Source organism: Enterobacter sp. BIDMC 27 (genome assembly GCF_000534415.1).
In the GTDB taxonomy this organism is placed as follows: Bacteria; Pseudomonadota; Gammaproteobacteria; order Enterobacterales; family Enterobacteriaceae; genus Enterobacter; species Enterobacter hormaechei_C.
Window position 1 is genome coordinate 2966978 of the sequence record NZ_KI973178.1, and the last position, 19177, is coordinate 2986154.

The window sequence follows — 19177 nt, forward strand, 5'->3', positions numbered from 1 at the left end:
TAAAAAAGCCCGCCGTTACCGGCGGGCTTTCATTTTGGGGTCAATCGTCTTCCTCATCGTCCAGTTCAACCGGCGTTTGATACTGATCCGGTTTGATGACCAGAAGGTCACAGCGCAGGTGGTCAATCACCTGCTCGGCGGTATTTCCCAGGAACGCGGCAGAGATACCGGTCCGGCCAATGGTGCCCAGCACCACAATCCCGGCCTGCAAATGCTCCGCCAGATCCGGAATAACCTCTTCCGGTAACCCTTTTTCTACGTGCGTCATATTCTCATCGATACTGAATTTCTGGCGCAGCGCTTTCATGGCCAGCAGATGCTGACCGCGAATCGCGTCGTTATACACGCTCGGGTCAAATTCAGGCAACTCGATGGCGATATTGATTGGCGTAACCGGATAGGCGCCCACCAGATGGACTTCGGTGTGGTTAACCTGGTCGGCAAGCTGGATGGTTTCCTTCACCAGCTTCTCGTTCAGCGAATTGTGATAATCCTCTTCGCTGGCCAGATTCACCGCCACGACGGCTTTCCCGCCCTCAGGCCATGGCTGATCTTTCACCATCCATACCGGGCAAGGGCATTTGCGCAGCAGGTGCCAGTCGGTTGGAGTGAAAATCACGGATTCCAGTTTGTCATGCTGGTGCGCCATTTTCAGCAGCAGGTCATGCCCACCGGCCACCACTTCCTGAATAATGGCTTCGAAAGGTCGGTTGTGCCAGACCACTTTGATATCAATCGGTACGCCCGCTTCCAGGTAATATTTCGCCTGCTCGCGGATCCACGCGGTACGCTGGCTGATCACTCCCTGACGCATAGCGGTGCGCTCGTCAGGCGACAGAAGGGTGGTCATCTCGTATGAGAAGTCATAAATCGGCAAAAAGGCTTTAATTTTGCCACCAATCCGTTGATGTAAATACACAGCACGTCGTAATGCCGGCTGATCGTCCTGATTAGGATCGATAGCCACCAGCATGTTTTGATACTTTGCCATACAGGTCTCCTTACTACTGTCACCACAGTCTGTAAGTAAAAGAGTAACCTATATATCTTGAATGAAACAGGGGGGAAGTTTTTGCCAGATCAATAATCATGAAAATTTATCGACCTGGCATAAGATATCCGGGAGAGTTATGCCACGTTACGTGAGTGACCCGCCAGAATGGCCAGCGCTTCACCGTTTTCGATGGTGATGTACTTACCTTTAACCGCCAGCATTCCGCTCTTCTGGAAGCGACCCAGCAGACGGCTGATGGTTTCCACGGTCAGGCCCAGATAGTTGCCAATATCACCGCGCGTCATGGTCAGACGGAATTCACGCGGGGAGAAGCCACGCTCCGCGAAACGGCGGGAGAGGTTATAGATAAAGGCGGCCAGACGCTCTTCGGCATTCTTTTTGGAAAGCAGCAGGATCATATCCTGATCGCCTTTAATCTCACCGCTCATCAGACGCATCATCTGCTGACGCAGGTTCGGCATCTTACCGGACAGATCGTCCAGCGTCTCAAACGGAATTTCGCAGACCATAGAGGTTTCCAGCGCCTGAGCAAAGCTCGGGTGATGGCCACTGCCGATGGCGTCAAAGCCGACTAAATCGCCTGCCAGATGGAAGCCGGTGATCTGCTCGTCGCCCTGTTCGGTAATGGTGTAGCTTTTGATAGTGCCAGAACGGATAGCATAGAGCGATTTCAGTTCGTCTCCCGCCTTAAACAGCGTCTGCCCTTTCTGAATAGGCTTTTTGCGCTCGATGATATTGTCAAGCTGATCGAGTTCGTGCTCATTCAGAGTAAACGGGATACAGAGCTGGCTGATGCTGCAATCCTGGCAATGGATAGCACAACCGCCAGACTGAATGCGTCGTATAATTCGCTTTTCCGGGATCATAGGTTTGCTCAAGCCTTAATTGATATTGGTCAATTTTAACATCTTTTTGGTAAGGACGTAAGTCTGGCAAACCCCCAATAAAGACAAGAGACGGCAGCGTGTTGCCATCTCCTTGAAATTCCACAGAATGATTAAGGATTATCAGCCTAACAGGAAGAAAATTAAGCACAAAAAGCCTGGGAATTACAGCAGGAAATACCCTTCGTGACGCAGCAGCCACTCTTTGCGCTGTACGCCCCCGGCATAGCCGGTGAGGGTGCCGTTGCGCCCGATCACGCGATGGCAAGGCACCACAATGCTGACGGGGTTAGAGCCATTTGCCGCACCGACCGCGCGCGCCGCGCCGGCACGGCCAAGCTGTTCTGCCAGCTGACCGTAGTGCATCACCTGCCCGCAGGGAATATTACGCAGCGCCTGCCACACCTCGCGCTGGAAAGGGGTGCCCGCCGTGGCGGTTGGCAGGGTATTAATAATGCTGAGATCGCCCTCGAAGTAGGCCGTCAGTTTATCGCTCAGCCCGCCAGGATTACGGGCAGTAATACGCTCGTAACCCTCGGCGCGATAATGGATGTTGAGCAGCTCAACCATCCGGTCGCTGTGCTCTTCCCATTCAACCGCGCGCAGATTGAACGCTTCATCCGCGATAACCCACAGCGGCCCCAGCGGCGTCGCAATCTTATCTTCGAGTAATCTCAGCATCAGTACTCCTTAGTTCAGCCTCGGGTAAACACCCGGTCCAATCGGCAGGCCGACAAGATACCACGCCACCAGCATCACCAGCCATACCCCTAAGAAGATAAGCGGATAGGGCAGAACCAGCGAATAATAGGTACCCAGCTTAGCCTCCGGTCTGTAGCGTTGCAGGAAGCCTAAAAACAGCGGAACGAAGGGTGACACGGGCGCCAGCGGGATCACCGAGGAATCGGCGACACGGAACAGGATCTGGGCGAACGCAGGATGGAAGCCGAGCATCATAAACATGGGGACAAAGATGGGCGCCAGAATCGACCAGATGGCCGACCCGCTGGCAATAAACATGCACAGCAGGGACGACAGCAGCGCCAGGCCGACAAACGCCGGAACACCGCTCAACCCCGCCGCCTCCAGCGCGTCCGTCAGGCTCACGGCCATAAACTTGCCCATGTTGCTCCAGTTAAACATGGCGACAAACTGCGCCAGCGGGAACACCATCACGATAAAACCCGCCATCTCCTTCATCGGCTCGATCATCAGGTGCGGCAGATCTCCCTGACGGCGGATTTTGCCGGTGGCGATGCCGAACGCGAGCGAAACGACGAAGAAGAAGAGAATTATCAGCGGCACAATGCCCTGAATAAACGGCGAGGGCAGTACGGTGTGTTTGATCGGATCGCGCAGCACGCCATTTTCCGGCACCACCATCAGCGCCACCACCGCAATGAACGCCAGCGAGACGATCCCGGCTACGCGCAGGCCGAACTGCTGCTCTTTGCTCAGCGTCTCCAGCTTTTCATCGCTCCGGCCTTCCCATTTACCCAGGCGCGGCTCAATGATCTTATCGGTAATCAGCCCCCCGACAATCGTCAGGACAATCACCGAACTGGCCATAAAGTACCAGTTGTCGATCACGCTGACGTGCATAGTCGCATCGATGGTGCTGGCTGCCTCCGTACTGATGCCGGAGAGCAGCACATCGGTGGTCACGATAAGCAGGTTAGCGGTAAACCCACAGCCGACGCCCGCAATCGCCGACAGCAGACCCGCAACAGGATGACGGCCAACGGCGAGGAAAATCAGCGCCCCCATCGGCGGCATGATCACCAGCGCCGCGTCGGACGAGATATGGCTGAAGAAGGCAATAAACAGCACCATATAGCTGGCATAACGCGCGCTGACGTGCGAGGCCATTTTCACCATCAGCGCGGGCAGCAGACCCACGCGTTCGGCCAGTCCCGCGCCTAACACCAGCGCCAGGATGGCGCCCAGCGGCGCAAAACCGCTGAAGTTTTTAATCACGTTCGGCAAAAACCAGTGCAACCCTTCAACGCTGAGCAGGTTTTTCACTGCTACCATACTGCCGTCGGCCGGGCTGCGCACGCTCACCTCAAAGGCGGACAGCACGGCCGTCGCGACCATCAGGATGACAATTAAATAGATAAAAAGCAGGAAAGGGTGCGGCACTTTATTGCCGATCCTTTCAACCCAGCCATAGAGCTTACCGGATGGGGAATGCGAAGGTATGGAAGACATACTCATGGGCGTTCCTCGGGACTGTTGTTGTGTTGTTGTGTTGTTGTGTTGTTGTGTTGTGTTTTTTTATTTTAAAGGTGACGGTGTCACGCCCTGCGGGATCGGACACTCGTACGGTTTTTCTGTTATGTGTTGTTCGAACTCTTCCCGGCATTTTCGCAACAGGTCGGCATCCTGAAGCAGATGCAGCGCGGTCGCGCCCATCACTTTTCCGGCCAGCAACATGCCTTTATGGGCAATTGAGGTACGCCCCTGCGCCACTAATTGCCAGGTATGCAGTGGGATGCCGACGGTAAAACAGGGGCTAAAGCACTGTGCAACAGGCATCTTCCAGCTGACATCCCCCACATCGGTGGAGCCTGCCAGCACGTTATCGGTGATGGCGTAAGGGGCAACTTCATCCACCAGCAGCGTCTCCTGATGGCGTCGGGCAAACGCTTTTCCCTCTTCGGCCCCCGTTGCGGCAATGTTTTTCAGGCTGTTTTGCAGGTCGTTTGCCGTGAGCGTGGCGCGGATTTCACGGGCAAATTCGCGTTCCTCTTCCGTCCAGGCCGGCGTGCCATAATGCTGCAATGCGCGGTACATCGCCGCTTCGAGCGTACGGTTCGGCAGATAGCTGGAGCAGGCTTTATCAAAGCGGCACTCGACGGTGGTTTCGGTCATCATCGCCGCACCCTGGGCGATTTTCTCGATGCGCGCGTAGATCTGCTGCGCATCGGCCATCTCCGGGGCGCGGATCAGGTACAGCACCTCGGCCTGGGCCTGTACCACGTTGGGCGAAATCCCGCCGGTATCGGTGATGGCGTAATGAACGCGCGCTTTTTCAATGATGTGTTCGTTGAGGAAGTTTGTACCGGTGGTCATCAGCGTCACGGCATCCAGCGCGCTGCGCCCCAGATGTGGGGAGTTTGCGGCATGAGCGGCGATCCCCTTAAACCGCCAGGCGGCCTGAATATTGGCCAGTGTGCTGACGTTAAACATCCCGGCAAAGGCCTCCGGGTGCCATGTCACGGCAGCGTCCACGTCGTTAAACAGCCCTTCACGTACCATAAAGGTTTTACCGGAGCCGCCTTCCTCGCCGGGGCAGCCGTAAAATCGTACCGTTCCGCTGCCGCCGTGTTGTTCCAGCCAGCTTTTCACCGCCACCGCCCCGGCGAAGGCAGCAGTGCCTAACAGGTTATGCCCGCAGCCGTGGCCGTTCGCCCCCGGGGTGGCGGATTGCGCCGTCGCGCAGTGCGCCTGCTGGCTTAGCCCGGCCAGGGCATCGTATTCGCCCAGAAGGGCGATAACGGGCTTGCCGCTGCCGTAGCTGGCAATAAAGGCATTGGGAATGCCTCCGGCTTCCCGCGTCAGGGCAAAGCCCTCGGCTTCCAGCGCACTGGCGAGCCGTTCGGCGGACCAGAACTCTTCGAAGCGCGTTTCGGGATGATCCCAGATGTCGTCGGCAATATCGGTAAACGTCTGACATCGCGTGTCGATGGCATCGGCGATAAAAGCGTAGTTCTCCTGCATTACACACCTCGCGTCCACGGGAAATTAAGCGCAGTTCGCGCCAGCGTTTCGATGGCAACGTTCATCACCTGCTCATCAAAATCGAATTTTTCGTTGTGATGTCCGGCGCTCAGCTCGGTGCCGAAGACCATATACGAGGCCATGCCGCCGTTCTGCTGTACGCGGGCCATCATTAGCGTGGCATCTTCGGAGCCCGCAGGCGCTTTGACCTTATCAATGGCATGAGTCACGCCGGGCACCTGGCTTGCCTGTTCGCGCAGATAATCGACCCAGGCCGGGGAAGGGGCGCTGGAGGTCGCCGCCCCCATCAGGTTTACCCCGGCTGTTACGCCGTAGAGCGCCGCCGCGCCGGTAATTACCGCCTGTGCGCGCTCAAAGACATACTGATTAATAGCCTCGCTTTCGCCGCGGGTTTCAACCTTAAGCAACGCATCAGCCGGAACCACGTTGCGTCCGCTGCCCGCCTGCATGACCCCGACGTTAACCCGGGACGCGCCTTCGCTGTGTGGTGCGATGCCATGCAGCGCGATGGCGGCCTGGGCAGCCGCGAGCAGGGCGTTACGGCCCTCTTCTGGTTTACCGCCAGCGTGTGCGGCGACCCCGGTAAAGCGCACGTCAAATTTGGTGGTCGCCATGAAGTTATCGCTGCCGCAGATCACCGTCCCTTCCGGAACGCCGGTCCCGATATGAATGGCGGTAAAGTAGTCCACGCCGTCCAGCGCGCCTGCGGCGACCATAGCCCGCGCGCCGCGCGTACCCTCTTCGGCAGGCTGGAAGATCAGTTTGATGATGCCGTTGAGCTGCGCCTCATGCTGCTTAAGCACCTGCGCGAGCCCCAGACCAATGGTGGTATGCCCGTCGTGGCCACAGGCGTGCATCATGCCCGGGTTGCAGGAGGCAAAACCGTCGCGGAAGGGGCGATGACTTTCGTCAAGCGCTTCGCTTAAATCAAGTGCATCCATGTCTACCCGAAACGCCAGCGTTGGGCCCGGACGTCCGGTATTCAGGGTCGCCACAATGCCGGTAAATCCGCCCTCAAACGGCGCCAGCCATTTCTCCGGCGCACCCTGCGCCCGGGAGCGGGCAAACTCTCGTGAAAGGGTGGCGTCATCGGGCAGTCCCATACGGCTTTCGGCATCGACCACGTCGCGGCCCATCGCCAGTTCGTAGCCCAGCGAGTCGAGGATCTCCGCGACTTTCGCAGCTGTTCGAAACTCCACCCAGCCGGATTCCGCGAAATGGTGGAAATCGCGACGCCATGCGCTCAGTTGTGGAGCTAATGTCTGAATGTACTGCGCCAGTGCGTTCATATCTTTTCCTGTCATCATTAAAATATGTGAACTGCTTCACGCTGTGATAGTTTTTACTTATCACTAATCGTTTTTTCACAGTTTTAACCGTTCAGGAATTACCCTCGCACATCCGTTTCCATTAAAGTAGATGACAGTTTCTTTACTCTGATAAACAACGGTTATCGGTCTCGTTATGTCATTTCAGATTAAATTTCATCAAATCAGGGCGTTTGTCGAAGTGGCGCGTCAGGGCAGCATTCGCGGCGCCAGCCGGACGCTTAATCTTTCGCAGCCCGCGCTGACCAAATCCATTAAAGAGCTGGAGGAGGGTATGGCGGCCCAGCTATTTGTGCGCCGGAGTAAAGGCGTCGCGCTGACCGAGTGCGGGGAAGGGTTTTATCACCGCGCTAATTTGATTCTGGAAGAGCTGCGTGCAGCGCAGGATGACATCCGCCAGCGGCAGGGCGAACTTGCCGGGCAGATCAATATTGGGATGGGGGCCAGTATTTCACGCAGCCTGATGCCAGCCGTTATTACGCGTTTTCATGCGCAGCATCCTCAGGTCAACGTCCGGATTATGGAAGGCCAGCTGGTGTCGATGATTAATGAATTACGTCAGGGTGAGCTGGACTTTACCATCAATACCTATTATCAGGGGCCGTACGATCACGAATTTACGTTTGAAAAGCTGTTCGAAAAGCCTTTTGCCGTATTTTGTCGGGCAGGGCATCCGGCGACAGGGGCGACCTCAATTAATGAGCTTCTGCAATATAACTGGACGATGCCTACGCCCCGGGGAAGTTATTATAAACAGTTGCAGGATACTTTTAACCACCGCTCTCAAATACCGCGAATTGGCGTTGTCTGTGAGACCTTTTCCTCCTGTATTAGCCTCGTCGCACAAAGCGATTTCATCAGCATTTTACCGCAGGAGCTGGGCTGCGATCCGCTTCTGGCGCACCGTCTGATAATGCTGCCGGTTGTCGAAACCCTGCCTAAAGCAGCATATTATTTAATTCAGCGTCGTGATTCTCGCCAGACACCGCTTGCCGAATCATTAATCACGCAGTTTCGAAGGGAAGCCAGAAAATTAATTTAATCAAAATAACAACAATAAAAAAATAGAGTCTGTCCGACATCAGACAGACTCCACAGTACACACAGTCGTGCATCCTTTCGCGGATCCTACATGCATTATCCATTGGGCAGGTTTATTAAGTTATAACAGCTTTTTCTTAAAAGAGAAGGACGTTGAGTGATTGATTTCACGATTTTTTAACGTAAATTATTTAATTAATTACGGCTGAAATTTAAGTTAAGGTTAGATTAAATTTATTGCGTCTGCGATTATCTGTTCCTTAAGCCATTATTTGAACCCGTGCCTGGATGATTGAGACCCGCAACGGGCGCAGGTATAGTACATCACTCAGATGTAGCCGGAGGATTTCCATGAACCCTGACGACAAATCCCTTTTTCTTGACGCCATGGAGGATGTCCAGCCGCTCAAACGCTGCGCGGATATTCACTGGCAGCAGAGCCGCAACACGCGGGCGCGTCAGGAAATAGATACTGAGCAGCTCGATAACTTTCTGACGCTGGGGTTTCTGGAACTGTTGCCCCTTGCCGAGCCGCTCATGTACCAGCGCGAAGGGGTACAGCAGGGGGTATTTGATAAGCTGCGTTCCGGCAAATATTCCCGTCAGGCCAGCTTAACGCTGTTACGCCAGCCTGCGGAGCAATGCCGCCAGCTGGTCTATTCCTTTATTCGCCAGGCCGGACGTGACGGGCTACGCAACCTGATCATCGTGCATGGTAAAGGGCGTGAACAGCAGTCGCATCCTAACGTGGTGCGCAGCTATCTTGCGCGCTGGCTGACCGAGTTCGACGAAGTACAGGCCTTTTGCGAAGCGCAGCCGCATCACGGCGGCAGCGGAGCATGCTATGTCTCGTTGCGTAAGTCAGAGGATGCGAAGCGAGATAACTGGGAGCGCCACGCCAAGCGCAGCCGCTAATCAGGAGGGCGGGCGAGATGCCCGCCTGTCACTCAGAAGGTTTCCCAGTTCGCGTCAGCTGTATTCGCGCCTGCCGCTGACGGGCGCAGCAGTACGGGCGTTTTCACGTTTTTAGGGCGAGCCGCCAGCGATGCCTGAGCGTTCAGCCGGAATGCCGCCACGGCCTGACGCAGCTGTTCAGACTGATCTTCCAGCGCTGCCGCCGCCGTTGCCGACTCCTGTACCAGCGCGGCGTTTTGCTGTGTGACGCTGTCCATCTGCGAGACCGCCAGGCTGACCTGCTCTATACCGCGGCTCTGCTCGTCAGACGCCGAGGAAATCTCAGCCATAATATCGGTTACGCGCGTCACGGCCGCGACGATCTCTTTCATGGTCGCACCCGCCTCGCTCACCTGTTCCGAGCCGGTATTCACCCGGCTGACAGAGTTCTCGATAAGCCCTTTGATCTCTTTTGCCGCCTGCGCGCTGCGGCTGGCCAGCGTCCGTACTTCACCTGCCACGACCGCAAAGCCGCGACCTTGTTCCCCGGCACGGGCGGCTTCAACCGCCGCGTTGAGCGCCAGAATGTTGGTCTGGAAGGCAATGCTATCGATAACGCCGGTGATATGCGCAATTTGCTGAGAACTGTCGGCAATGTCATTCATGGTACGCACCACGTTATCCACCACCTGACCGCCGCGAGCGGCGGTTTCAGACGCATTCTTCGCTAGCAGCGTCGCCTGACGGGCGTTATCCGAGTTCTGTTTCACCGTGGCAGTCAGCTCTTCCATACTGGCGGCGGTCTCTTCCAGCGAGGCTGCCTGCTGCTCGGTTCGCGCGGAAAGGTCGTTACTCCCGGCGGCAATTTCTCCTGCGCCCGTGTAGATAGAATCTGTGCTGCCGCGCACGGCGCTGACGGTGCTCACCAGCGACTGCTGCATCTCGTGCAGACCAGCAGCCAGCTGGCCCATCTCGTTGCGCCCGGTAATCGCGACATTTTGCGTCAGATCGCCGCTCGCGATGGTGCGAATATGGTTCATGATGGCGTTGAGCGGTTTCAGGAGCAGGTGCTGTAAACCCTGCCAGATCACCACCAGCACGGCGATCACAGTCAGGAAGATCGCCGCCAGCGTCCACTGCATCTGGGTAAAGCTGCTCTGATTCTCTTCGGCGGCGGCTTTCAGCAGCACGTTGTTTTCAGCGCGCCAGCGGGTATAGACCGCCTCCATCTCATCCTGCGCCTGCTGGGCGTCCAGGTCGCCATAGGCCTGATAGTTATCGGCGCGCAGATACTCAATGGACAAGCGCATCACCTCGTGCATTTGCTTCCAGGCTTTCTGCATCTCTTCGGTGAGCGCGGCATTCTGGCCCTTCACCTGCGAAATCGCCTGCCAGTTTTTGTAATAGTCTTCGGCTTTGGTCAGCGAACCGTTCGCGGTGCCCAACAGCGTGTTGATTGCTGCGAGAGAGGCCGGATCGCGCTGGTTTTTCAGGTAGCGGATCGCCACGCGGGTGACGGTAACGCGCGTTTTCACCAGCGTGTTCACGCTGTCGCTCAGGCTCTCCTGTTGGGCATTGAGTAACCCGGAGTTCTGAAAGTTGTGACGATCGTTGTTAACGGCAGAGTAGAACAACCCTCCCGTGACAACTTGCAGCAGACAGAATATGGTTAGGGCAAAGATAATACCGGTAATCACGTGCAGATTTTTCAGCATGGCGGTCATCCGTAAGAGAAGAGGCAGGGTTACATCAATACTATCGTCGTAGCGAATTTAAACTTTAATTTTACTATTGCTTAACTAATGGTTTCGTTGCGGAACCTGTTGTAAATCCGGATCATTTTTTATGAGGAAGGTCAGCATGAGCAGCATAGATAAAAGCGGAACGTTCACGCTCGGAACGCGTACGGTTAAACGATTTGGCTATGGCGCGATGCAGCTTGCCGGGCCTGGCGTTTTTGGTCCGCCAAAAGACAAAAATGCGGCGCTGGCGGTGCTGCGTGAAGCGGTGGCGTCGGGTGTGAATCACATTGATACTAGCGATTTTTACGGACCTCATGTGACCAACCAGCTTATCTGCGAGGCGCTTCATCCGTACCGGGACGACCTTACGATTGTGACCAAGATCGGAGCCCGACGCGGCGAGGATGCCTCCTGGCTGCCGGCGTTTTCCGCGCAGGAGCTGACGCAGGCGGTGCATGACAACCTGCGTAACCTGAAGCGGGATGTGCTGGACGTGGTTAACCTGCGGATCATGTTTAGCACCCACGGACCGGCGGAAGGCTCGATTGCCGCGCCGCTGAGTACCCTTGCGGAGCTACAACAGCAGGGGCTGGTTCGCCATATTGGGCTGAGCAACGTCACCGCTTCGCAGGTCGCTGAAGCGCAGAAGATGGTTTCCGTGGTGTGTGTACAGAACATGTACAACGTTGTGAATCGCGGTGACGATGCGCTGGTCGATTCGCTGGCGCAGCAGGGGATTGCCTGGGTGCCGTTCTTCCCGCTGGGCGGTTTCACGCCACTGCAATCTTCCGGACTACAGGCGGTGGCGGATTCACTGGGCGCGACGCCGATGCAGGTGGCGCTGGCATGGCTGCTGCAACGCTCGCCAAATATCCTCTTGATCCCGGGAACCTCGTCGGTGGCGCATCTGCGTGAAAACCTGGCGGCAGCCGATCTGGTTTTGCCGCCTGAGGCGCTGGAGACGTTAAATTCGCTGGTGGGGTAATCCCGATACCAGCAAAAGCCCGGAGAATTTTTCGGGCTTTTGCTGTTTATGATCCAATCTGACTTCTTTGGCGATGAAGCGCTAACGCTTCCGCCACGATTTCCTGCTTACTTTTCCGTGTTTCATACGCAGTAATGCGGATGTACTCCATCAGCGCAGGATCGATGCGCGCGCTTAACATCCTGAGTTCGGCCTCCTTTGCGACACCGCGAGCAACACGCTTATCGGGATAATCACGGGCGGGCATAGAAAACGTCCTCCAAAAATTGTCTTGTTAATTTGTGCTGTAAAATATGCGCCAGTCTAAATAGAAAGTCAACGGGTAGTGATTATGCAGTGATGGTGCTTTGTCTTTTGTACATTTACAAGTCATCAATAAGTGATGCTGTAGTGATGCTTTATGACGCGTTAAGCTTGCCCATACGTAAAAATTTACAAAGCAAATAATCTTCATTGCTATAGGGGGTTATAAGCGAAGCGGTTAAGGCGTAGCCAGCCGCTTACGCTGACATGGCTTGATCGATACCTCAGTTAAAACTACTGTATATAAAAACAGTATGGAGGTATTTATCATGATCTTTTTCAGACCCGCAGAGTTGCGTGAAATCGTTGCTATTCCACTTTTCAGCGACTTAGTACAGTGCGGCTTCCCCAGCCCGGCAGCGGATTATGTAGAGCGGCGTATCGATTTAAACGAGTTATTAGTCGCCCATCCCAGCTCCACTTACTTTGTCAAAGCCGCCGGTGACTCGATGATAGAAGGGGGGATCAATAACGGTGATTTGCTGGTGGTGGACAGTTCCCGCAAGCCTGAGCATGGCGATATCGTGATTGCGGCGGTAGAGGGCGAATTTACCGTGAAGCGCCTCCAGTTGCGTCCCAATATTCAACTCAACCCCATGAACAGCGCCTATTCACCGATTATTGTCGGCAGCGACGATACGCTCGATATCTTTGGTGTAGTGACGTATATCGTGAAATCCGCGAGCTGATCGTGTTTGTGAAGCTTAATTAATAGGCAATAAGTTAATTCTCATCATGCAAAAATCTTACGTTATCGGGGCTGTCTTGTCGGCAAACCTGATATTCATCGCATAAGCCGGAACTGACTGGTCAAATATTCTGGTATTGGCGAATTACAGAGTGATATCCCATTTTTTTATTTTGTTATGTTCCTGCACTTTAGTGAATTTTCTTTTCTTCCGACAGAATACATTTTGTCTACATTATAATTTTAATTTATGATTCGCACACGAACAATTGATGTTATGCAGGGTTTTAGCATCGTGGCAGTCAATAAAACCCTGCTGTTATAAAGTAATCAGGAGATTCATTTTTATGTCAGACAATAATCCCCGCCCATCCGGCTGGTTAGGCCCGTGGTGCCTGCTGGTGGGTGTGATACTTCTTGTAACGGGGCTCTTTTTTGCCATCGGCGGTTTTAAACTGGTTTCCCTGGGGGGGAGTTGGTATTTTCTCATCGCCGGGGTTATCACTCTGCTCTCTGCGATTCAGTTCTTCCGCCGCAAGTCCTCTGCCGTGGGGCTGTTTGCCCTGGTGTTTCTTGGCACCCTGATTTGGGCATTTTTCGATGCCGGGCTCGACTTCTGGCCGCTGGTTTCCCGTTTAATGGTACCCGCCGGGCTGATGGTGCTGGCAGCCGCCACCTGGCCTGCATTGCGTAAACGTGAAGGAAAACCGTCCTGCGCAAAAGGGGCCCTGGGGGTCTGCGCGGTCCTTATTGTCGCCATGGGCGTCACCTTTGTTCAGATGTTTCAACCCCATCCGACCGTGCCGTTTAGCGGTGAAAAACGCCCGCTGGTGCCGGTAAAAGATGATGCGAAACAGCAGAACTGGGATCACTACGGTAATACGGCTGGCGGTAGTCGCTTTGTGGCGCTGGACCAGATAACCCGTGACAACGTGAAAAACCTGAAACCGGTCTGGACCTACCATACCGGTGACGTACCGGAAAGTCCGGACGGCAATGGCGCAGAAGATCAGCAAACGCCGCTACAAGTTGGCGATCGTGTCTTCCTCTGTACGCCGCATAACAACGTGATCGCCGTGGATGCCGATAGCGGGAAAGAGATCTGGAAAGCGGAAATCAACGCTAAGTCTGCAATCTGGATGCGCTGCCGTGGCCTGGCGTACTTTGATGCCACCAAACCGCTGGCGCAGCCAACGGTAGCCGGCTCCACACCGGTTCTGCCAGCGCAGGTGGCACCGGGCGCTGCATGCCAGCGCCGTATCCTGATGAACACCATCGACGGTAAGCTGATCGCGTTAGACGCCGATAACGGCAAGTTCTGCCCGGACTTCGGTACTAACGGCAGCGTTAACCTGCATGAAGGGATGGGTGACGCGTCAGATCCCACCTACGTGCTGACGTCGGCCCCGACGCTGGCGGGTACGACGGTTGTCGTTGGCGGCCGCGTTGCGGATAACGTCAGCACCGATATGCCGGGAGGCGTTATACGTGGTTATGACGTGATCACCGGCCAGCTGCGCTGGGCGTTCGATCCGCGTAATCCGGATCCGAACTATGTTCTGAAGCCGGGCGAACACTACAAACGTAGCTCTGCAAACTCCTGGGCACCTATGTCCTGGGATGCGTCGATGAATACCGTGTTTATCCCGATGGGAAGTTCCTCTGTCGACCTGTGGGGCGCTGACCGTGTTCCGGAAGATCATAAATACGCCACCTCAATCCTCGCGCTGGATGCGACTACCGGGAAAGAGAAGTGGGTATACCAGACCGTTCATAACGACCTCTGGGATTTCGATATCCCGATGCAGCCGAGCCTGGTTGATTTCCCGACAAAAGAGGGCAACAAGCCCGCGGTGGTGGTGGGCACCAAAGCGGGGCAAATTTACGTTCTTGATCGTCTGACGGGTAAACCGCTCACTGAAGTGAAAGAGGTTCCGGTAAAACCAGCGGATATTCCACGTGAACAGTACCCGGCAACGCAGCCGCGCTCTGTGGGGATGCCGCAGATTGGCGCGGAAACCCTGAAAGAATCGGATATGTGGGGGGCGACGCCGTTTGACCAGCTGGCCTGCCGTATCAGCTTCAAATCAATGCGTTATGACGGTCTGTACACGATGCCGGGAACCGATATTTCCCTGAGCTTCCCGGGCTCGCTGGGGGGAATGAACTGGGGTAGTCTGTCCACGGATCCGAACAACCAGTACATCTTTGTCAACGACATGCGTCTGGGTCTGTGGGTCCAGCTGATTAAACAAGATCCGCAGAGCGCGGTGGCAAATACGGGCGGTGAAGCCGTGAACGCCGGGATGGGTGCTGTTCCGATGAAAGGAACGCCGTATTCGGTCAACAAAAACCGTTTCATGTCACCGCTGGGCATTCCGTGCCAGAAACCACCGTTTGGCTCCCTCTCCGCGATTGACCTGAAAACGCAGAAAATCGTCTGGCAGGTGCCGGTCGGTACCGTTCAGGATACCGGTCCGTTTGGGGTAAAAATGCGTATGCCAATGCCTGTCGGTATGCCGACGCTGGGCGGTACGCTGGCCACGCAGGGCGGTCTGGTCTTCATTGCGGGAACCCAGGATTACTACCTGCGCGCCTTTGATTCCTCCACGGGGGAAGAAGTGTGGAAAGCGCGTCTCCCGGTGGGTAGCCAGGGCGGACCTATCAGCTATGTATCACCGAAAACCGGCAAACAGTACATTCTGATCTCTGCCGGCGGTGCACGTCAGTCGCCGGATCGTGGTGACTACGTGATTGCCTACGCGCTGGATAAATAACAGCGAAATAAGCAGCCCGGCCCCGTCATAGTACGGGGCTTTTTTTTGACTAAAAACTACGCACAGGAAGAAAGCGGCGGTTCCGGTCAGCCCGTGAAAAGCACCCGCCAGCGTCGGCGACGGCGAGTCATCTCGCGCCATAGCGCGATTATCTCGTCAGGTTGCAGGGCATCAATAGCCTGCGGCGTTAACACCGGCAAACCATAGCGCTGGCGCAGGGCGGCCACTGCCGTGGCGCTGGCATCCATCGGTGAGCGGATCTGCGTTGCCAGCTGCCGTCGCAACACGCTAAACGCTGCCTCATCGCACGGCGTCAGCTCACGCAAAAATCGTTTGCAGCAACCCAACAGGTTCACGGGAGAACGGTCAGGCGACTGTAACGCCAGCAGCAGGCCATCGCGATCGGCAATACGCTGATAACGACAGCTAACCACGTAGCCAATCTGCTGTTCCACGCGCAGGCGCTGGAAAAATTGCGGTTCGCAGCATAACGCCAGCAGCCGCAGCGCGGCGAGCGACGCGCCCGGCGGCAGGGGAATAAACACCAGCAGCGCCGAATCCGCGCTGGCGTGCGGAATGTGTTCGATCCCGCCGGGACAACCGCTTAACGGCAACGGCGTAGCGTTAACCGGTGTCCGGAGCAGGCCAAGCTGCCGGGCTAACCCGTGCGCGTGCCCGGCGCTGCCGCCAACTAACGCCGCCAGCCAGCCGTCCCGTGGCGGATCCGATGCCAGACGTTCAGGCAATTGCTGGAGCAGCTCACGGATGGCGATGCCTTCTGGCGCTGGCGTAAGAGCCGGAGCGGGGTGGGAGAGGCGATCGATTATCGCCCCGATGATGGGTTCCGCCGTCACCACGGCGTCAGGAAGCCGCAGGGTGAGCTGCCAGCTACCGTCAACCGTCTGCCACTCGCCGCTGCCGTCGATATGGCGCAGTTCAGCAAGAAGAGGGCGTAACTGTTTGCCCATCGCCACCCCGTGCGCCCGTTCCACGCGCGAATAAAAAGGCCTGCGCAGTATCAGCGTCGGCGGTTGTGTCTGCGCCGACAAATGCAGCAGTGGAGCGGCTTCTGACGTCGGGGCTGGCGCAGCATACCTGGCAGTCTGCGGGTAGAAGGAAAACGCGATGGGGCTATCATCTGCAACCGGCTGGCGACGCCAATGGCTAAGCGGCAGGGCAAAACCCTGGCTGGCGATAATTTCAGCGGTTTCCATTTTTTTGCAGGCCAGATACGAGGTGGGCGCCGTCAGTAAATCGGCACAAAAGGCGGAAAAACCCACGGGCGTCGCGCCGGGCGCAAAACCAAACGCCCGCTGGCGCAGCTGCTCCAGCGTCGGCAGGGCGCTGAAACGCTGCTGTGCCAGCCGATAATAATGCCGCTGCTGCTCATCCGTCGTTTGCTGTAGCGCCCGTAGCCAGTGGGTAATGTGCGGGTCAATGTCCTCGGGCCGTTCGCTATCAACCGTTAGCGCCAGCCAGCCGTAATCATCATCCTGATAAAGCCAGTTCAGGGCGACTTCTTCTGCCAGCCCGCGCGCCCGTAGCCCGGCAATCAGGCTTCCGGGGGCGTCGTCCAGTAAAAACTCCCGAAATAAAGTGACGTTGTCACTTTTTCGAATGAGCGGACAACGCCACAGTGCGGGTCGCTCCGTCACCGCCAGCTGATAATCTGCTTCAGCGCTAAGACGCAACGGGGGAGCGGTTTCAGGCATGCCTCCTGACGCAAAACCAGACGCAAACGTATGGGCAAGCTCGGCCAGCGCATCCAGCGTTTGCGGCCCTTGCAGCCACAATTGCAGGTGTCCGGCCACATAATAGCGACGATGAAAGTCGCGCAACGCGGCTTGCAGCGATACCGGGTCCTGCCCGAGAGACTCCTTGCTACCCACCTGAAAACGGCGAAAAAACGCGGGTTCTTCCATCGCGTGGCGCGCCGCCGCTTCGCGCCGGGCGGAATCATGTTGCTGGATGAGCCGGTTTTCCGCATCAATGACCGCCACTTCGCGCTGTATGTCATGCGATGAAAGCAGCGGCGCCTGCAACATATCCCGCAGCCGCGCGACGCCGTCGGACAGGTTATCGGCGGCAACGTCGAAGAAAAAAGCGCTGTGGCGTGCCAGCGTGGTGGCATTGACGCTGCCGCCCTGGCGCTGGACCCAGGCCATGAGTCGATCATCGCCCTGATAGCGCTGGCTACCGCGGAACAGCAGGTGCTCAAGCAAATGCGCAAGACCGGCGAAGCTCGGTGGCTCGTGATGGCTTCCGGCACTCACGCGCGCCAGCGCCGCCGCGCGTGTCGCCTGCGGCTGATGCACCAGCGTTGCGCGTAAACCGCCTGCCAGTTCCACGATGCGGGTGGTCATTATCGTTACAGTTCCCGGGTTTTGTAGATAAGCTGAGAACGGGTACGGTTGCGGAACTGAAGTTGACCGATCTTCATATCACTACAGGCTGCTTCGCGTCGCGCCTCGAGGATTTTATGATGATGCGGCGATTTGCTGCACACCGGATCGGCGTTATCCGCATTCCCGGTGAGCATAAAGGCCTGACAGCGGCAGCCGCCGAAGTCCTTCTCCTTTTCATCGCAGGAGCGGCACGGCTCCGGCATCCAGTCAAACCCGCGATAGCGGTTGAAGCCGAAAGAGTCATACCAGATGGATTCCAGGCTCTGCTCAAGCACCGATGGGAAATCCACCGGCAGCTGGCGCGCGCTGTGGCAGGGCAGCGCCGTGCCTTCCGGGGTCACGCTGAGGAAAATCGACCCCCAGCCGCCCATACAGCCTTTTGGTCGCTCTTCGTAATAATCGGGGGTGACGAACAGCAGGTTGGTCAGATTGCCGCTGGCGGCCATTTTTTGCCGATATTCGGCAACCACGCGTTCCGCGCGGGCGATCTGTTCCCGCGTCGGCAGAAGCCCCTGACGATTAAGGAACGCCCAACCGTAGAACTGGCAGGTGGCAAGTTCGACATCGTCGGCGTCCAGTTCGATGCACAGCTCGATGATTTTATCGATCTGATCGATATTATGTCGGTGCAGGACGAAATTCAGCACCATCGGGTAATCACGGGCTTTGACCGCTTTGGCCATCGCCAGCTTCTGCTGGAAGGCTTTTTTATTCCCCGCCAGCGCAGCGTTGAGCACTTCATCGCTGGCCTGGAAGCTAATCTGGATATGGTCCAGACCGGCCTCGCTGAACGCGTCGAGTTTGCTTTCCGTCAGGCCAATTCCCGAGGTGATCAGGTTGGTATAAAAACCGAGATCGCGGGCGGCGCGGATCAGCTCCGGCAGATCTTTACGCGTCAACGGTTCGCCGCCGGAAAAACCTATCTGCACGCTGCCCATCGCCCGCGCCTGGCGGAAAACCTCAATCCACTGTTCGGTGGTCAGCTCCTGATCCTGCCGGGCGAAGTCCAGCGGGTTAGAGCAGTAAGGACACTGTAGCGGACAGCGATAGGTCAGCTCCGCCAGCAGCCACAGCGGTGGATTGACGGCGGGTTTATTCTGGCTCACGGAAAATAATCCACTTCTGTTGATAAGCGATTTGCAGGAATTCTACGACGTCGTCATCCACGCCGCCGGCTTCCGGGAACCGTTCGTTGAGTATGGCAATGATGGCCGCCGCGTCGCGTTGGCCATCGACCAGTTCGAGGATCGCGGCCGCGGTCTCATTGAGTTTGGCCATGCCTTCCGGATAGAGGATGACATGGCTGTCCTGAGCGGCTTCCCATTGCAGGCGATAGCCGCGACGAAAGGCGACGATGGAGTTTTTTTGCAT

At 56.4% G+C, this 19177-nt stretch carries 16 protein-coding genes; 5 read left to right on the forward strand and 11 right to left on the reverse strand.

Features of this window, described 5'->3' with window-relative positions; all coding sequences use genetic code 11:
- Positions 1-40 precede the first annotated feature (40 nt).
- The 6 genes from uspE to L463_RS08590 form a co-directional block, all read right to left on the reverse strand.
- Positions 41-991 carry a universal stress protein UspE gene (uspE, locus tag L463_RS08615; protein ID WP_006808916.1) on the reverse strand — a complete coding sequence of 317 codons (951 nt, stop codon included), beginning with the start codon at positions 989-991 and terminating at the stop codon, positions 41-43.
- Positions 992-1128: 137 nt separating this feature from the next.
- Positions 1129-1881 (reverse strand): fumarate/nitrate reduction transcriptional regulator Fnr, encoded by a 753-nt coding sequence (gene fnr, locus L463_RS08610; protein WP_000611906.1) that lies wholly within the window; start codon positions 1879-1881, stop codon positions 1129-1131.
- Between the two features lie 183 nt (positions 1882-2064).
- Positions 2065-2580, reverse strand: coding sequence for a methylated-DNA--[protein]-cysteine S-methyltransferase (gene ogt / locus L463_RS08605; RefSeq protein ID WP_015570643.1), 516 nt, complete (start codon positions 2578-2580; stop codon positions 2065-2067).
- A gap of 9 nt (positions 2581-2589) precedes the next feature.
- Entirely contained in the window at positions 2590-4116 is a 1527-nt protein-coding gene (gene abgT / locus L463_RS08600) for a p-aminobenzoyl-glutamate transporter (protein WP_032104209.1), read from the reverse strand.
- A 60-nt stretch (positions 4117-4176) separates the two neighbouring features.
- Positions 4177-5622: a M20 family metallopeptidase gene (locus L463_RS08595; RefSeq protein WP_032104211.1), complete on the reverse strand. Its 1446-nt coding sequence runs from the start codon at positions 5620-5622 to the stop codon at positions 4177-4179.
- A complete protein-coding gene (locus L463_RS08590) occupies positions 5622-6932 on the reverse strand; it encodes a M20 family metallo-hydrolase (protein WP_032673204.1) in 1311 nt (436 codons plus the stop codon). Before L463_RS08590 ends, L463_RS08595 begins: the two co-directional genes overlap by 1 nt.
- 175 nt (positions 6933-7107) lie before the next feature.
- On the opposite strand from L463_RS08590, the gene L463_RS08585 reads away from it, so the two are divergent.
- Entirely contained in the window at positions 7108-8013 is a 906-nt protein-coding gene (locus tag L463_RS08585) for a LysR family transcriptional regulator (RefSeq protein WP_003857524.1), read from the forward strand.
- A 350-nt stretch (positions 8014-8363) separates the two neighbouring features.
- Positions 8364-8927, forward strand: a complete 564-nt coding sequence (gene smrA, locus L463_RS08580) for a DNA endonuclease SmrA (protein WP_015570640.1) — start codon at positions 8364-8366, stop codon at positions 8925-8927.
- A gap of 32 nt (positions 8928-8959) precedes the next feature.
- On the opposite strand, the gene L463_RS08575 is transcribed toward smrA, so the two are convergent.
- Complete coding sequence (locus L463_RS08575; protein WP_017384568.1) at positions 8960-10621, reverse strand: methyl-accepting chemotaxis citrate transducer; 1662 nt, start codon at positions 10619-10621, stop codon at positions 8960-8962.
- Between the two features lie 145 nt (positions 10622-10766).
- On the opposite strand from L463_RS08575, the gene L463_RS08570 reads away from it, so the two are divergent.
- The gene (locus tag L463_RS08570) at positions 10767-11633 is read left to right on the forward strand and encodes an aldo/keto reductase family oxidoreductase (RefSeq protein WP_023296516.1); all 867 of its coding nucleotides are present in this window, start codon (positions 10767-10769) and stop codon (positions 11631-11633) included.
- Positions 11634-11679: 46 nt separating this feature from the next.
- Here L463_RS08570 and L463_RS08565 read toward each other — a convergent pair whose 3' ends face one another.
- A complete protein-coding gene (locus tag L463_RS08565; protein ID WP_003857516.1) occupies positions 11680-11880 on the reverse strand; it encodes a hypothetical protein in 201 nt (66 codons plus the stop codon).
- Positions 11881-12205: 325 nt separating this feature from the next.
- Between L463_RS08565 and L463_RS08560 the strand changes: the two genes are divergently transcribed.
- Together L463_RS08560 and L463_RS08555 are read left to right on the forward strand one after the other, a co-directional pair.
- A complete protein-coding gene (locus L463_RS08560; RefSeq protein WP_003857514.1) occupies positions 12206-12625 on the forward strand; it encodes a translesion error-prone DNA polymerase V autoproteolytic subunit in 420 nt (139 codons plus the stop codon).
- A gap of 346 nt (positions 12626-12971) precedes the next feature.
- Positions 12972-15401 carry a glucose/quinate/shikimate family membrane-bound PQQ-dependent dehydrogenase gene (locus L463_RS08555; protein WP_032104213.1) on the forward strand — a complete coding sequence of 810 codons (2430 nt, stop codon included), beginning with the start codon at positions 12972-12974 and terminating at the stop codon, positions 15399-15401.
- Positions 15402-15487: 86 nt separating this feature from the next.
- Here the strand turns inward: L463_RS08555 and pqqF are convergent, their stop codons facing one another.
- Genes pqqF through pqqD form a run of 3 tightly spaced genes read right to left on the reverse strand, consistent with a single transcriptional unit; the run spans position 15488 to position 19177 of the window.
- Positions 15488-17764: a pyrroloquinoline quinone biosynthesis protein PqqF gene (pqqF, locus tag L463_RS08550; RefSeq protein ID WP_032104214.1), complete on the reverse strand. Its 2277-nt coding sequence runs from the start codon at positions 17762-17764 to the stop codon at positions 15488-15490.
- Positions 17765-17769: 5 nt separating this feature from the next.
- Positions 17770-18912, reverse strand: coding sequence for a pyrroloquinoline quinone biosynthesis protein PqqE (gene pqqE, locus L463_RS08545; protein ID WP_022651046.1), 1143 nt, complete (start codon positions 18910-18912; stop codon positions 17770-17772).
- Positions 18899-19177 carry a pyrroloquinoline quinone biosynthesis peptide chaperone PqqD gene (gene pqqD, locus L463_RS08540; protein WP_003857508.1) on the reverse strand — a complete coding sequence of 93 codons (279 nt, stop codon included), beginning with the start codon at positions 19175-19177 and terminating at the stop codon, positions 18899-18901. Before pqqD ends, pqqE begins: the two co-directional genes overlap by 14 nt.